Raw genomic sequence first — 14,471 nt, 5'->3', positions numbered from 1 at the left:
GCGGGCTGGCACGATGTGGCGATGACGAGTCAGTTGCTGGAGCGCGCGCAGGGTGGGGACGAGCGCGCGTTCCAGGAGCTCACCGCGCCGTACGTCCGCGAGCTGCACCTGCACTGCTACCGGATGCTCGGCTCGGTCACCGACGCCGACGACCTGCTGCAGGAGATCCTGCTCGCGGCGTGGACCGGGCTCGACGGGTTCGAGGGCAGGTCGTCGCTGCGTACGTGGCTCTACCGGATCGCCACCAATCGCTGCCTGAACGCGATCCGCGACGGCAAACGCCGCCCACCGACCGAGCCGCTCCCGCCGTTCGACCCACCGGAGCCAACCCGCCGCGGCGACATCACTTGGCTCCAGCCGTACCCCGACACGTGGCTCGAGGACCACGCCGTACGCCGGGAGACCGTCGAACTGGCGTTCGTCACCGCCCTCCAACGCGTCCCACCCCGCCAGGCGGCCACGCTGGTGCTGGTCGACGTCCTCGGCTTCACGATCGCCGAAGTCGCCGACCAGATGGACACCACCCCGACGGCCGTCAAGGGCGCATTGCAACGAGCCCGTGCTTCGCTGAAACAACCGATCTCAGCCGCGCCCGCCGAACCTGAGGGGGAGCGGGCGGTCGATGTGTCAGCGGACCGTGAGGGCGAATGGGTGGTCGCCCGGCGGTTCGCGGCGGCGTTTGTTGCCGATGACATCGAGGCGGTGACGAGTCTGCTCACCGACGACGCGTGGCTGGCGATGCCCCCGGCCCCGCACGAGTACCAGGGTGCCACCGCGATCGCGGCGTTCCTGCGGGCGAGTGCGGACGGGCGCCGCGGTGCGCGGCTGCGGCTCGACGCGTGCGGGTGCAACCACCAGCCGGGTTTCAGCTGCTACTTCATCGGCGACGATCAGATCCCTTGGTACGCGGGCCGCTTCGTGCTCACGGTCGACGGTGAGCGGATCGGCCGGATCACCCGGTTCCTCGAGCCCGCGCTCGAGAAGGTGCTGCCGGGCTAAAAGGCTTCGTCCGTCCGGTGTACACCCTGGCACCATGTCCGGTGTGGACCTGGTGATCATCTTCGGACCCGCCGCTGTCGGGAAAATGACCGTGGGGCACGCGCTGTGCGAGCGGACCGGCTTCAAGCTGTTCCACAACCACGCGATCATCGAGCCGATGCTGGAAATCTTCCCGTTCGGCTCTCCGCCGTTCGGGCGGCTGGTGGCGGAGTTCCGCCGCCGGGTGATCGAGGAGGCCGCGGCCTCGGACCTGCCGGGGCTGGTGTTCACCTTCGTGTGGGATCTCGACGATGCCGACGAGACCGCGGTGATCGCGTCGTACCTCGAGATCGCCGAGTCTCACGGCGGCCATGGCCGGCTGGTCGAGCTGTACACCGAGCAGTCGGAGCGGCTCGCCCGCAACAGCACACCGTTCCGGCTCGAACGCAAGGCCAGCAAGCGCGATCTGGAGTTCTCGCAGGCGAACCTGCTGGAGATGGACGCCGGCTACACACTCAACACCGGCGGCCCCCGCACCAAGGCCGAGGACCTGATCGAGCGGTACGACCACGTCCGGATCGACAACACCCACCTCACCGCGCAGCAGACGGCCGAACGCGTCGTCGAGGCGTTCGGCCGTCCGTGATCAGCGAGACTGACGGGCCTCGACGATCTCCAGGTAGTGCGGGTTGTGCATGATGCCGAGCACGTTGCCGAACGGGTCCACCACCGAGGCGGTGACGAAGTCCTCGCTGCGCTTGGTGATCGACTCGTACTCCTTCGCCCCCAGCGCGAGCAGCCGGTCGAACGTCGCCTGGAGGTCGTCGACGTGCCAGTGCATCACCGCGCCGCCGGGGGCGTTGGCGGCGCCGGGCGGTGCGTACTTGCGGTCGATGAAGCCCAGCTCGTCGGCGTCGTCGCCGACGCGGAACTCGATGTACGCCGGCGGCGCCGGCGCGGCCGGGAACGCGAAGTAGGCCTCCTGGCCGAGCAGCTCGGCGTACCAGTCCCGGGCCGCGGCCAGGTCGTCGGCGTAGAAGCTGATGGTGGCGAATCCTCGGAACATCGGGTACTCCCTGGGTCTGGCCGGGTGGCGTGTCCACCGCGATGAGTCCATCCTTCGCCAGATAAGTGCTCACCCAATGAGCACTTTCCCAGGGTAGTTTCAGCCGACCGCCAGCGCTCCGTCGACCACGACGTACTCGCCGCCGGGGGTGATCGCGGTCGGCGTCAGTACGGCGTACGAGAGCCCGTTCGCGGCCGTGCGCGACTCGACGACGGTGAACGCCGTCGGCGGCAGGCCCTCGGCGAACAGCCGCTTGCCCCGGCCGAGCGTGATCGGGAACGTGATCAGCCGGTACTCGTCGATCAACCCGGCTCGGTGAAGGTCCTGCGCCAGTCCGCAGCTCCCGTGGACCTGCAGCTCGCCGCCCGGCTGCTCCTTCAGCGCGCGGACCTGCTCGACCGACTCCACCACAGTGGTGTTTTCCCACGTGGGCTCCCGCAGCGTGCGTGAGGCGACGTACTTGGGCAGCCCGTTGATCTTGGCCGCGATCAGGTTGTCCGGGTCGGTGACCCGCGGCCAGTAGCCGAGGAACATCTCGTACGTCGACCGCCCGAGCAGGATCGCCTCGGCCCGCGGGAACCAGTTGTCGACAATCTCGTCGAACTCCGGCCCGGCGTACGGCACGACCCAGCCGCCGAGGTCGAACCCGCCGCTGCGGTCCTCGTCGGGGCCGCCCGGGCCCTGCACGACGCCGTCGGAGGTCAGGAAGGTGTGCAAGGTCAGTCGCATCGGTTCGGCTCCTGAGGTGCGCGGCGGTCCCGGCCGGACCGCCTCTCACCCCTGGCGTCGAACGGACCGCCACCGAATCGACAGATTGTCGACGGATGGTTGCCGCCGCCGAATCGGCAGATTGTCGACGGATGGTTCTAGCATCGGCAGATCAGACCTTGTTCGTCCTGGGAGGGCTCATGACCACGCTGACCGATCGACCGAACACGGCGCTGCTCGTCATCGACGTGCAGAACGGCGTGATGGACGGCACCCACGACCGCGATGCCGTGGTCGCCAACATCGCGACCCTGGTCGGCAAGGCCCGCACGGCCGGCGTCGACGTCGTCTGGGTCCAGCACAGCAGCGACAACCTGAAGCGCGACACGGCCGAGTGGCAGTACGTCGCCGAGCTGCGTCACGCCGAGGGGGAGTCGATTGTCCACAAGCAGTACCCCGACTCCTTCGAGGCGACCGACCTGGAGTCGGTCCTCGCCGCGCGCGGGATCGGCCGGCTGCTCGTCTCCGGCGCCCAGACCGACGAGTGCATCCGCTCGACGCTCCACGGCGCCATCACCCGCGGGTACGACGCGACGCTCGTCGCCGACGCCCACACCACCGAAGACCTGTCCGAGTGGGGCGCACCCACCCCGGACCTGGTCATCTCCCACACCAACCTGTACTGGGAAAATCACCAGGCCCCGGGCCGGACGGCAGGTACGACCAGCACAGCCGAAGCCGACTTCAGCAGCTGAACGCAATGCGGCGATGAGCAAGCTCGTCGCCGCGTGGGGGTATGTGGGGGAGCCCCCGGACCTACTTGCTGTACAGCGCTTCCACGTCGGCTTCGTGCTTCTTCATCACGACGTGGCGGCGCAGCGAGAGCTTGAGGGACAGCTCACCGTTCTCCTGCGTCCAGTCGGTCGGCAGGATGGTGAACTTCTTGATGCCCTCCGCCTTGGACACGGCCGTGTTGGCGTCGTCCACCGCGGTCTGGATCTCCGCGATCAGGTCCTTGTCGGTCGAGAGGGACTCCAGATCGCCCGGCTTGCCGTGCTTCGACGCCCAGCTGCCGATCGTCTCGGTGTCGATCGTGATCAGCGCGGCGATGAACGGCTTGCCGTCGCCGACGACCATGCACTGGCTGACCAGCGGGTGCAGGCGAATCCGGTCCTCCAGTACGGCGGGCGCCACGTTCTTGCCACCGGCCGTCACCAGGATCTCCTTCTTGCGGCCGGTGATCCTGATGAACCCGTCGGCGTCGAACTCACCGAGGTCGCCGGTGTGGAACCAGCCGTCGGCGTCGATCGCGGCCTCGGTCGCCTCGTCGTTCTTCCAGTAGCCGAGCATCACCTGGCCACCCTTGAAGCACAGCTCGCCGTCCTCGGCGACACCGACCGAGACCCCCGGCAGTGGGCGCCCGACGGTGCCGATCCGGATGTCGTCGGGCAGGTTCACCGAGACCGCGGCGGTCGTCTCGGTCAGGCCGTAGCCCTCCAGGACCGGTACGCCGATGCCGCGGAAGAAGTGGCCGAGCCGGTCGCCCAGCGGCGCACCGCCGGAGACGGCGTAGTCGACCTGCCCGCCGAGCACGGCGCGCAGCTTGCCGTAGACCAGCTTGTCGAACAGCGCGTGCTTCGCCTTCAGGCCGAGCCCCGGGCCGCCCTTGTCGAGCGCCTGCGAGTACGCGATCGCGGTCTCCGCGGCGGCGTCGAAGATCTTGCCCTTGCCGGCCGCGTGCGCGGTCTGGCTCGCGGTGTTGAACACCTTCTCGAACACCCGTGGCACGCTCAGGATGAACGTCGGCTTGAACTCGCCGAGGTCCGCGACCAGGTTCTTCACGTCCGCGGTGTGGCCGACCTTGACCCGCATCATCACGCAGCCGACCTGGATGATCCGGGCGAACACGTGCGCCAGCGGCAGGAACAGCAGCGTCGACGCGCCCTCGAGCCGGAACAGCGTCGGCAGCACCTTGGTCGCCGTACCGAGCTCGTCCAGGAAGCTGGCGTGGCTGATCTTGCAGCCCTTCGGCCGCCCGGTCGTGCCGGAGGTGTAGATCAGTGTCGCGAGGTCGCCCGGGACGACCGCCGTACGGCGCTTGTCGAGCTCCGCGTCGCTGATCTGCTGGCCGAGCACGGTCAGTTCGTCGACGGCGCCGGACTCGATCTGCCAGACCTCCTGCAGCGTCGGTGCCTCGGTGCGGGCGGACTCGACGACGGCGCCGTGCGCGGCGTTCTCGACGACGGCGACGACGGCCTCGGAGTCGGTCAGGATCCACTGGATCTGCGACGCCGACGAGGTCTCGTAGATCGGTACGGTCGCGGCGCCGATGCTCCAGATCGCGTAGTCGATCAGCGTCCACTCGTACCGCGTCGCGCTGAGCAGGGCGACCCGGTCGCCGTGCTTCACGCCGGCCGCGATCAGGCCCTTGGCCACGCCCGCGACCTGCTCGGCGAACTGGGCGGCGGTGATGTCCAGCCAGCCGCCCTCGACCCGCTTGCTGAAGACCGCCGTACCCGGGTGCGACGACGCGTTCGCCCAGACCGGATCGGCCAGCCCGCCAGTGGTCGGGGCCTCGATCACAGCAGGAACGGTGTACTCACGCATCTCCGCGTCTCCTCAGTCAGGATGGTCGGCTCCGGCGCACGTTACAGTCACTTACCCACAAGTAGCCAGGTGAGTGTGACCCAGGCAACTAAGGTCGACGGCATGCCTTCGCTAGACATCAGCTGCGACGACCTGGTCGTCGCGGATCCAGCCTACGTCGCGCAGCGGCTCGGCTCGGACACCCTGTGGCGCGAGTGGTGGCCGGAGCTCGAGCTCACCCCGTCCGAGCGCCGCGGGCTCGAGGGCGTGCGGTGGGCGGTCACCGGCGCAGCGGTCGGTACGGCGGAGTGGTGGCTGGAGCAGGTCCGCGACGGCGTCGTCGTGCACTGGTACCTGCGGGCCGACCCTGTACGGCGTACCGGCGGGCGCGGTCTGCGACGGCTGCAGGAGTCGTACGTCGCGCGGTACCGGGACCGGATCTGGCGGTTCAAGGACGAAGTCGAAACGGGCCGCGCCGCGGGCGAGCGCAGGTCCGGCTGGGAACCCGCGATAGTCTCCGGGAGGGGCACCGGTGCCCCGCACCCGGCCGTGCCGCAGAACGACCTGCACGCGGACCGGCGACCGTCCCGGCAGCGGAGAGGTGAATCGATGGCAGAGCAGACCACCTCGACCATCGTCGTGAACGCGACCCCGAAGGCGATCATGGCGGTGATCGCGGACTTCGACGCCTACCCGGAGTGGGCGGACTCGATGCGGGAGACGCAGGTGCTGTCGACCGACGAGGCCGGCCGGCCCAAGCAGGTCCGGTTCAAGGTGGACGCCGGGGCGATCTCCGACGAGTACACGCTGGACTACGTCTGGTCCCGCAACGAGGTGACCTGGTCGCTGGTGCAGGCCAAGATGGTCAAGGGCATGGACGGCGCGTACGTACTGCGCGACCTGGGCGCCGACGGCACCGAGGTGACCTACCGGCTGGCGGTCGACGTGGCCATTCCGATGATCGGGATGCTCAAGCGCAAGGCGGAGAAGGTCATCATCGACACGGCCCTCAAGGGGCTGAAGAAGCGCGTCGAGTCCTGATTCCGTGACACGCGTTCTGCTGTACACAGGCAAAGGTGGCGTGGGCAAGACCACGTCCGCGGCCGGCACCGCCACGCTGGCCGCCTTACGGGGACTACGCACTCTGGTGCTGTCGACCGACGCGGCGCACTCGCTGTCGGACGCCTTCGACTCCGAGGTCGGCGGCGAGCCGACCGAGATCGACGACCTGCTGTTCGTGCAGCAGATCGACGCGCAACGGCGGTTCGAGCGTTCCTGGGGTGACATTCAGGCGTACCTGCGGTCGGTGCTGCACGTCGTCGGTGTCGACCCGATGGAGGCCGAGGAGCTGACCGTGCTGCCGGGCGCCGAGGAGGTGCTCGCGCTGCTCGAGGTGCGGGACCACGTGCGGTCCGGGCGGTGGGACGTGGTCGTGGTCGACTGCGCGCCGACGGCGGAGACGCTGCGGCTGCTCGCGCTGCCGGAGGCGCTGAGCTGGTACATGGATCGCATCATCAACGCCGAGCGGAAGGTGCTGCGGTCGTTCCGGCCCCTGCTCGGCAAGGCGTCCGGGTTGCCGATGCCTGATGACACCGTTTTCGATGCGCTGCGGCGGTTGCAGAAGGATCTCGCGGACATTCGCGCGTTGCTGGCCGGGCCGGATGCTTCGGTGCGGTTGGTGCTGACGCCGGAGGCCGTGGTGGTCGCCGAGGCGCGGCGGTCGATGACGACGCTTTCGCTGTACGGGTACCGCGTGGACGGGATCGTGGCGAACCGGGTGTTCCCGGCGGCCGGCGCCGACAACTGGCGGCGGCAGTGGGTCGCCGCGCAGCGGGGGATTCTCGAGGATGTCGCGGATTCCTTCAGCCCGCTGCCGATCTGGGAGTCGCCGTACCGTGCCTGTGAGCCGGTCGGGGTCGAGGAGCTCGCGGCTTTTGCTGTGGAGATGTACGGCGGGGACGATCCGTTCGCGCGGGCGTCCGACGAGACGTCGCTGCTAGTGGATCGGCACATCGACACCGATGGTCGGACGTACATCCTGACGTTGCCGTTGCCGTTGGCATCTGCCGCCGACCTGGAGCTGGCGCGGCACGGGGACGAGCTGATCATCACCGTCGGGTCTTATCGTCGGGTGATTCCGTTGCCGGCTGCGTTGGCGCGCGGGGTTGTCGCCGGGGCGCGGTTGGACGACGGCAAGCTGCAGGTGCGGTTCGCGCCGCGGGATCCGTTGCCGTCTCCGGTGCTCGAGCCGGAGCTGGGCGAGCCGGAGCTGGGCGAGCCGGAGCTGGGCGAGTTCCGCGAACAGATGGAGACCGCGATCCCGGAGGGCACTCGATGACGCCGAAGGAGCCTGTGGGGTCGGTCGCGGAGGAAGCGGCGAAGCTGTTCGCCGTACTGCGGGCTGCTGGTGCTGCGGACTTTGCTGACCCCGCCGCTCGGGCTGAGGCCGGCGCGGATGCGGCCGACGAGGCCGCGGAGGCTGAGGCCGCTGCGGCCGGAAAAGAGCGAGAGAGTGCCGAGGCCGATCAGTCTTGGGCTGGGGAGGATCAGGCGCACCGCACTGCGGCTGGGGAGGATCAGGCGCACCGCACTGCGGCTGGGGAGGATCAGGCGCACCGCACTGCCGGGGCGGACGATCACGAGCACGGGACCAACTGTCAGTGGTGTCCTGTCTGCCAGTTGATCGGGAAGGTTCGGCAGACCAGTCCCGAGACCATTGAGCAGTTGTCGACGGCGGCGGCGGGGGTTCTGGGGGCTGTGCGGAGTTTGGTGGAGGCTGCGGCGGAAGCGGCGCGGCAGGCGAAGGTGGACGCAGAGTCGCGGGCTGCCGGGGAGCAGGACACGGACAGGGACACGGATAGGCCAGCTCGGTCCCGGGTGGACCGGATCGACGTGAGTGAGGACCCCGAACCATGGGACTGACCATCGGCATCGACGTCGGCGGTACGAAGATCGCGGCGGGTGTGGTCGGGCGCGACGGGACGATCGGGGCGCGCGCGCACCGCGACACCCCGGCCGGCTCGGTCGACGAGACCGCGCAGGCGATCTGCGAGGCGGCGGCGGAACTGATCGCGGGGCACGACGTCGAGGCGGTGGGGATCGGCGCGGCCGGGTTCGTGTCGTCCGACCGGTCGACCGTGCTGTTCGCGCCCAACCTGGCCTGGCGCGACGAGCCGCTGGGCCGGCGGGTGGCCGACGTACTGAAGGTTCCGGTCGTGGTCGAGAACGATGCCAACGCCGCGGCGTGGGGCGAGTTCGCGTTCGGTGCGGCGAAGGATGTCGAGCACATGGTCTGCGTGACCGTCGGGACCGGCATCGGTGGCGGCGTGGTGATCGCGGGCGAGCTGCTGCGCGGTGCGCACGGTGTCGCGGCCGAGATGGGGCACATGCGCGTCGTACCGGGTGGTCATCGGTGCGGCTGTGGCGCGCGCGGGTGCTTGGAGCAGTACGCCTCCGGGCGGGCGCTGGTGCGTGAGGGACGGGCGCAGGCCGAGTCCGGTTCGCTGGCGGCGGCGCAGATGATGAGCGTCATCGGCATCACCGACCCGGCCGCGCTGACCGGGCCGATGATCACCAAAGCCGCCGCGGGTGGCGACCCGTGCGCGGTCGAGCTGCTGGACGACCTCGGCCGCTGGCTGGGGGAGGGCCTCGCGAGCTTCGCGACGCTGTTCGACCCGAGCACGATCGTGATCGGCGGTGGAGTGAGCGCGGCGAAGGACCTGCTGCTGAAGTCGGCGCAGGTCGCGTTCGAGAAGAACCTGCCGGCCCGCGCGAACCGCCCGCACCCCGCCATCGAGATGGCCCAGCTCGGTAACGACGCCGGCATCATCGGAGCCGCCGACCTGGCCCGCCGCCCGGTGGAGAAGCAGTAGTGCGGGTACCTGGCAGTACGGCGGGCCGCCGCGGTGCGTCGCACCGGCCTGAGGCTGCCGGATGCGTCGAGTTGGCTGTTGGTGGTTGGCTGGAAGTGATCCAGGGGGCTGTTGGGGGTACGGCGAGGAAGGTCGTGCGATGGCTCTGACACAGGCGCTGACGATCGGGATCGACATCGGTGGCACGAAGGTGGCCGCCGGGGTGGTCGATCCCGAGGGCAACATTCTGGACCGGTTGCGGCGGGACACCCCGACCAAGGACCCGCGCGAGACCGAGGACGCGATCGCGGAGATCGTCCGGGACCTCGAGTCGCGGCACGACGTGATCGCGGTCGGGATCGGAGCGGCCGGGTTCGTCGACGGGACGCGGTCGTCGGTGCTGTTCGCGCCGCACCTCGCCTGGCGGCACGAACCGCTGCGCGACGCGGTCGAGCGCAGGCTCGGACTGCCCGTGGTGGTGGAGAACGACGCGAACGCCGCGGCCTGGTCGGAGTGGCGGTTCGGCGGCGGGCAGGGCGAGAGCCACCTGGTCTGCGTGACGCTCGGGACCGGGATCGGCGGTGCGATCCTGAACGACGGTGCGCTGCAGCGCGGCAAGTTCGGCATCGCCGGAGAGTTCGGGCACATGCAGGTGGTGCCGGGCGGTCATCGGTGCGAGTGCGGGAACCGCGGGTGCTGGGAGCAGTACGCGTCGGGCAACGCGCTGACGCGGGAGGCGCGCGAGCTGGCGTTGTCCGGTTCGCCGGTCGCGCACAACCTGCTGCGCGCCGCCGAGGGCGATCCGCGCAAGATCAACGGGCCGATGGTGACCGAGCTGGCCAAGGACGGCGACCCGGTCGCGGTCGAGCTGCTCGAGGACGTCGGCCGCTGGCTGGGGATCGGCCTGGCCAACCTCGCCGCGGCGCTCGACCCCGGGACGTTCGTGATCGGTGGTGGGGTGTCGGACGCTGGTGAGTTGCTGCTGGCGCCGGCGCGAGAGGCGTTCAAGCGGACGCTGACCGGGCGTGGGTTCCGGCCGGAGGCGCGGATCGTGCGCGCCGTACTGGGGCCGGAGGCCGGCATGGTCGGAGCCGCCGACCTTGCCCGCGAGGAGGCGACCTGGTTGCGGCGGGTCCGGGTGAAGACGACCGCGGTGACGGCGAAGACGACGGCCGGCCGCACTGGTCGCTCGACCCGGCTCGAACGGGCCGCCCGCAAGTCGGCTGCCCGGCGTACCGGCATGCGTGCCGCCGAGAACCTCCAGCCGGGCGAGCTCCAACTCGACAAAACCCCCGAGCTGCAAGGGGATCCGGAGGCATGAGCGGGGGCCCGTCGCTGCGGGTGCTGTCCTACAACGTGCACCGGTGGGGCGACGACCGGGAGGCTTTGGCGCGGGTCGTCAAAGCCTGTGCGCCCGATGTCGCCCTGGTGCAGGAAGCGCCGACCTGGTGGGGGACCCGGCGGAAGCGGCGGGCGATGGCGGCGTCGTTCGGGATGACGTACGTCGCGGCCTCCGCGCGCAACGCGATCTTGGTTGCCGGGAGCACCGAAGTGGTCGAGGCGCTGCACTGGCGGGTCTGGCGTCCGTTCGTTCGCCGGAGGTTCCGGTTGATCGCCACCCAGCTTCCCGGCGGCGCGGTCGGCGGCCGGATCACACTAGGGACGAAGGCTCTGGTCCTCGTCGTCTGCCACCTCGGCCTGCACATCCGCGGCCGTGAGCACGAGATCGAGCAGGTCCTCAAGGGCTGCCGGGCCTTCGACCTCCCGTACCTGCTGGTCGGCGACCTCAACGAAGAACCCGACGGCCCGGTCTGGAAGCGCCTGGCCGACGAAGGCCTCACCGACCTCGGCGTCGACGCCGGCCCGACCTTCCACTCCGACAACCCCGAACGACGCATCGACGGCGCCCACCTGTCACCCGAGCTCCAAGGCCGGGTGATCCCGCTCGACGACGTCGACGGCGTGACCCGCGACGACCTCGCGAAGGGTTCCGACCACCTCCCGCTCCTGATCGAGCTCACCGAATAACAGGTGGCTGCCGGACCGATCAGAACGGCAGGATGAGGGCATGACGAGCAGGCCTGTAGCACTGGTGACCGGAGTCGGGCGCAGGGTCGGGATCGGCGCCGGTCTCGCCGAGGCCTTGGCGGCGAGCGGGTGGGACGTTGCCTTCAGCTACCTCACCGGGTACGACGAGCGGATGCCCTGGGGACCCGACGCGGACGCTCTCGCCGAGACGACGAAGGTCCTGGAAGGGCATGGAGCGCAAGTGCTCGCCGTCGAGGCCGACCTCGAGGAGCCCGCGGCGTCGGCCGAGCTGATCGGCAAGGTGCGGGACGGCCTCGGGCCGGTGCGCGCGCTGGTGATGGCGCACTGCGAGAGCGTCGACAGCAGCATCCTCGACACGACCGTCGAGAGCTTCGACCGGCACTTCGCGGTGAACGCGCGAGCGATCTGGCTGCTGATCAAGGCGTACGCCGAGCAGTTCGACGCGCCGTACGGTACCGGACGGATCGTCGCGCTGACCAGCGACCACACCGCGCACAACCTGCCGTACGGCGCGAGCAAGGGCGCGCTGGACAGGATCGTGCTCGCGGCGGCGTACGAGCTGAAGCACCTCGGGCTGACCGCGAACGTGGTCAACCCGGGGCCGATCGACACCGGCTGGATGTCGCCGGAGATCAAGCAGCTGGGCACTGAAGCCACCGCGCTCGGTCGGCTGGGCACCCCGCAGGACACCGGGGACCTGATCAGCTTCCTCTGCTCCGAGCGCGGCGGCTGGATGAACGGCCAGCTTCTCTACAGCAACGGTGGTTTCAAGCCGTAGCTACTTCTTCTTACGTCGGTTCAAGAACGCCAGCATCGCCTCGCGCGCCGGCTCCGACCCGAACAGGCTCGCCGACAGCTCCGCCAACTCCTTGCCCCGGGCATCGATATCCGCGAGCAGCTCGCGCGTGAGCAGCTTCTTCGTCTCCCGCAGCCCCTGCGGCACACCCTTCAGCAGCGACGCCAGTACGCCGCCGACCGCGTCGTCCAGCTCCTCGTCCGGTACGGCGCGCGAGACCAGCCCGAGCCGCGCGGCCTCGGTCCCGTCGAACCCGTCGCCGGTCAGGAACGTCAACGAGGCGGCCCGATCCGTCAACCGCGGAAGCACCGTCAGCGAGATCGTCGCCGCCGCCAGCCCGAGCCGGACCTCGGTCAGCGCGAACGTGGAACTGGCCCCGGCGACGCTGATGTCCGCCGCCGCCACGATCCCGATCCCACCGGCCCGCACCGGCCCAGCCACCCGAGCAACCACCGGCTTCGGATTGGCCACGATCGCCCGCTGCACGTCGACCATCCGCTGCGCGCCGACACCCATCCCGACCGTCGTCGCCTCGGCCATGTCGGCGCCGGAGCAGAACACGTCAAGCGCCGACCGGATCACGATCACCCGCACCGCGTCGTCCGCCCCGGCCGTCTCCAGCCGCTCCAGCAACTCACCGGTGAGCTGCTGGGAGAGCGCGTTCTTGTTGTGCGGCGAGTCCAGCGTGATCGTCGCAACACCGTCGGCCGACTCGAGGTGCACCAGTTCGCTCATGGCGCCCATCCTGCCCTGCCGACCGGCCCGTACGCCGTAATCAGCCCCACACGCACCTGCCCACCTCCGCCTGCCGCAGCCGCGTCAGTTGACGTACAGGCAGAACGGATGCCCCGCCGGATCCAGCATCACCCGTACGTCGTCCTGCGGCTGGAAGTCCGCCGGCTCCGCGCCCGCCGAGACCGCGTGGGCGACGGCCTCGTCCAGGTCGTCCACCTCGAAGTCCAGGTGCATCGACATCTGCGGCTGTCCCTCGGCAGCCGGCCAGACCGGGCGCTGGTAGTTCGCCTCGGTCTGGAACGCCAGGTTGTAGCCGGCGTCCTTCGACGGCGCGAGCGTGACCCAGTTCGGCTCGTCGCCGAAGATCGTCCAGCCCAGCAGCCGCTGGTAGAACCGGCCCAGCTCGCGGGCGTCCGGCGCGTCGAGTGCGACGCCGAACCAGTGCGCTTTCGTTCGGAGTGCCATGAATCACACCCTGCCAACCAGAAGCGGCTGGGTCCAGCGCAGGGCGCGACCGCGCGTCGTGAAGCCGGCGCGGTCCAGTCAGGCAGGTGGTGCGGTCGGGCTCAGCGGATCCCCGTGCCGGTGGACGATGAACCAGTCGTCGCCCTCCTTGCGGAACACCATCGTGGTCCGCAGGACGTGCTCGTGCTCACCCGGCCGGTCGACGTACCGGACCGTGCAGCGCTCGATCGCGACCGTGTACGCCGTGTCGGAGCCGGCGTGCCTGTCCAGGTACTCGAACTCGACCTTCGCGCCGCTCGGCGCGAACTGCGCCGACGCCCACTCGTACCGGCGCCCGATCTGCGACCAGCCGACCTCCTGACCGCCGAAGCCACCGAAGATCGAGGTCTGCTCGCTGCGCGACACCAATGGCAGCCAGAGCGAGACATCGCCGTTGACAAAGGCGGTGTTGGCGTCCTCGAACCGCCGCAGGAACGCCTCGAAACTCATCAGCTCGTCACTCCCGTTCAAGGTCGGTCGCGCTGGACTCACGCGCCCCTACGATAGGCCCGCGCCGGGCCGCGGCAGGCCCTGGGACAGAGGAGATCTGCAGACGATGGCCATCGATCGGACGAAGCTCGCGAACTCGGACGCCAAGCAGACGGTCGAGTTCGACCGGCCCGTCACCGGGCGGGAGGTCGTCGCCGCGATGAAGGAGCGGTGCGGTTCGAAGTACACCCAGGACGAGAGTTGGGACGACAGGCCGCTGATCGCTCCCGGTTACCGGTCGCGGCACAATCCTTGGCAGAACGTCTACGTGACACCTGACCGGGAGACCGTGCACTTCGATCTCGACCAGCGTTACGAGAAGGTGGTCGTGCAGCGGTACGAAGAAGAGTTCGGGTTCAGCCCGGGCGGCCCCGAGGCTACCGGCGAAGATCTGCGGGACCTGGTCGTGGACTTCGGCGAGTCCCTGAAGGACACCATCGATCGCCTTGCGGAAGCCGCCGGTGCGGAACAGGCCCGCGGCGTCGCCGAACGCGGCGTGGAAGCCGGTTCGCAGCCGGGGGCGGAACAGAGCGCCCAGCCAGTGGGCGGTGGCGGCGGGCCCTCCCACGACCCGGCGCTCGCCCCGGCCGCGCGCAGGCCGTCCGCGTCCCGGCAGAATCCGGCGCAGGATGCCGCCCCTGGCGCGGCCAAGCCGGGCATCCCGCCGTCGGAGCCGGGCAAGACCTGGTGACCCTGAGGCTGGACCGAT

At 69.9% G+C, this 14,471-nt stretch carries 17 protein-coding genes; 11 read left to right on the top strand and 6 right to left on the bottom strand.

Annotated features, from left to right (window positions below):
* Positions 1-21: 21 nt before the first annotated feature.
* Together ACLQ2O_RS39870 and ACLQ2O_RS39865 are read left to right on the top strand one after the other, a co-directional pair.
* Positions 22-999, top strand: coding sequence for an RNA polymerase subunit sigma-70 (locus tag ACLQ2O_RS39870; protein ID WP_425842692.1), 978 nt, complete (start codon positions 22-24; stop codon positions 997-999).
* Between the two features lie 34 nt (positions 1,000-1,033).
* Positions 1,034-1,624, top strand: coding sequence for an AAA family ATPase (locus ACLQ2O_RS39865; RefSeq protein WP_425842690.1), 591 nt, complete (start codon positions 1,034-1,036; stop codon positions 1,622-1,624).
* Here the strand turns inward: ACLQ2O_RS39865 and ACLQ2O_RS39860 are convergent, their stop codons facing one another.
* Positions 1,625-2,044, bottom strand: coding sequence for a VOC family protein (locus ACLQ2O_RS39860; protein WP_425842688.1), 420 nt, complete (start codon positions 2,042-2,044; stop codon positions 1,625-1,627).
* A 99-nt stretch (positions 2,045-2,143) separates the two neighbouring features.
* Positions 2,144-2,773 carry a dihydrofolate reductase family protein gene (locus ACLQ2O_RS39855; RefSeq protein WP_425842686.1) on the bottom strand — a complete coding sequence of 210 codons (630 nt, stop codon included), beginning with the start codon at positions 2,771-2,773 and terminating at the stop codon, positions 2,144-2,146.
* 179 nt (positions 2,774-2,952) lie between these two features.
* Between ACLQ2O_RS39855 and ACLQ2O_RS39850 the strand changes: the two genes are divergently transcribed.
* Complete coding sequence (locus ACLQ2O_RS39850) at positions 2,953-3,507, top strand: isochorismatase family protein (protein WP_425842685.1); 555 nt, start codon at positions 2,953-2,955, stop codon at positions 3,505-3,507.
* 61 nt (positions 3,508-3,568) lie between these two features.
* On the opposite strand, the gene ACLQ2O_RS39845 is transcribed toward ACLQ2O_RS39850, so the two are convergent.
* Positions 3,569-5,359: an AMP-dependent synthetase/ligase gene (locus tag ACLQ2O_RS39845; protein ID WP_425842684.1), complete on the bottom strand. Its 1,791-nt coding sequence runs from the start codon at positions 5,357-5,359 to the stop codon at positions 3,569-3,571.
* 102 nt (positions 5,360-5,461) lie between these two features.
* On the opposite strand from ACLQ2O_RS39845, the gene ACLQ2O_RS39840 reads away from it, so the two are divergent.
* The 7 genes from ACLQ2O_RS39840 (at position 5,462) to ACLQ2O_RS39810 (ending at position 12,016) form a co-directional block, all read left to right on the top strand.
* Positions 5,462-6,379 (top strand): SRPBCC family protein, encoded by a 918-nt coding sequence (locus ACLQ2O_RS39840; protein WP_425842683.1) that lies wholly within the window; start codon positions 5,462-5,464, stop codon positions 6,377-6,379.
* 4 nt (positions 6,380-6,383) lie between these two features.
* Complete coding sequence (locus ACLQ2O_RS39835) at positions 6,384-7,676, top strand: ArsA family ATPase (RefSeq protein WP_425842682.1); 1,293 nt, start codon at positions 6,384-6,386, stop codon at positions 7,674-7,676.
* Positions 7,673-8,260, top strand: coding sequence for a hypothetical protein (locus ACLQ2O_RS39830; RefSeq protein ID WP_425842681.1), 588 nt, complete (start codon positions 7,673-7,675; stop codon positions 8,258-8,260). Before ACLQ2O_RS39835 ends, ACLQ2O_RS39830 begins: the two co-directional genes overlap by 4 nt.
* Positions 8,251-9,210 (top strand): ROK family glucokinase, encoded by a 960-nt coding sequence (locus ACLQ2O_RS39825; protein ID WP_425842680.1) that lies wholly within the window; start codon positions 8,251-8,253, stop codon positions 9,208-9,210. The genes ACLQ2O_RS39830 and ACLQ2O_RS39825 overlap by 10 nt, the downstream gene beginning before the upstream one ends.
* A gap of 139 nt (positions 9,211-9,349) precedes the next feature.
* Positions 9,350-10,510, top strand: coding sequence for an ROK family glucokinase (locus ACLQ2O_RS39820; RefSeq protein ID WP_425842679.1), 1,161 nt, complete (start codon positions 9,350-9,352; stop codon positions 10,508-10,510).
* Positions 10,507-11,217, top strand: a complete 711-nt coding sequence (locus tag ACLQ2O_RS39815; RefSeq protein ID WP_425842678.1) for an endonuclease/exonuclease/phosphatase family protein — start codon at positions 10,507-10,509, stop codon at positions 11,215-11,217. The genes ACLQ2O_RS39820 and ACLQ2O_RS39815 overlap by 4 nt, the downstream gene beginning before the upstream one ends.
* A gap of 40 nt (positions 11,218-11,257) precedes the next feature.
* Entirely contained in the window at positions 11,258-12,016 is a 759-nt protein-coding gene (locus ACLQ2O_RS39810) for an SDR family oxidoreductase (protein ID WP_425842677.1), read from the top strand.
* Here the strand turns inward: ACLQ2O_RS39810 and ACLQ2O_RS39805 are convergent, their stop codons facing one another.
* From ACLQ2O_RS39805 to ACLQ2O_RS39795, 3 genes are all read right to left on the bottom strand, one after another.
* A complete protein-coding gene (locus ACLQ2O_RS39805) occupies positions 12,017-12,769 on the bottom strand; it encodes an enoyl-CoA hydratase-related protein (protein ID WP_425842676.1) in 753 nt (250 codons plus the stop codon). It lies immediately after the preceding gene.
* An 84-nt stretch (positions 12,770-12,853) separates the two neighbouring features.
* On the bottom strand, positions 12,854-13,234 hold the full coding sequence (locus ACLQ2O_RS39800) for a VOC family protein (protein WP_425842675.1): 381 nt from the start codon (positions 13,232-13,234) through the stop codon (positions 12,854-12,856).
* Positions 13,235-13,312: 78 nt separating this feature from the next.
* Complete coding sequence (locus ACLQ2O_RS39795; RefSeq protein WP_425842674.1) at positions 13,313-13,765, bottom strand: YybH family protein; 453 nt, start codon at positions 13,763-13,765, stop codon at positions 13,313-13,315.
* Between the two features lie 64 nt (positions 13,766-13,829).
* Here ACLQ2O_RS39795 and ACLQ2O_RS39790 point away from each other — a divergent pair, with 64 nt between their 5' ends.
* Complete coding sequence (locus tag ACLQ2O_RS39790) at positions 13,830-14,453, top strand: hypothetical protein (protein ID WP_425842673.1); 624 nt, start codon at positions 13,830-13,832, stop codon at positions 14,451-14,453.
* Positions 14,454-14,471: the final 18 nt, after the last annotated feature.

The organism is Kribbella sp. DT2, from assembly GCF_049844575.1.
GTDB lineage: Bacteria > Actinomycetota > Actinomycetes > Propionibacteriales > Kribbellaceae > Kribbella.
The sequence above is the reverse complement of the archived record's forward strand: the minus strand, read 5'-3'. Positions and strand labels throughout refer to the sequence as shown.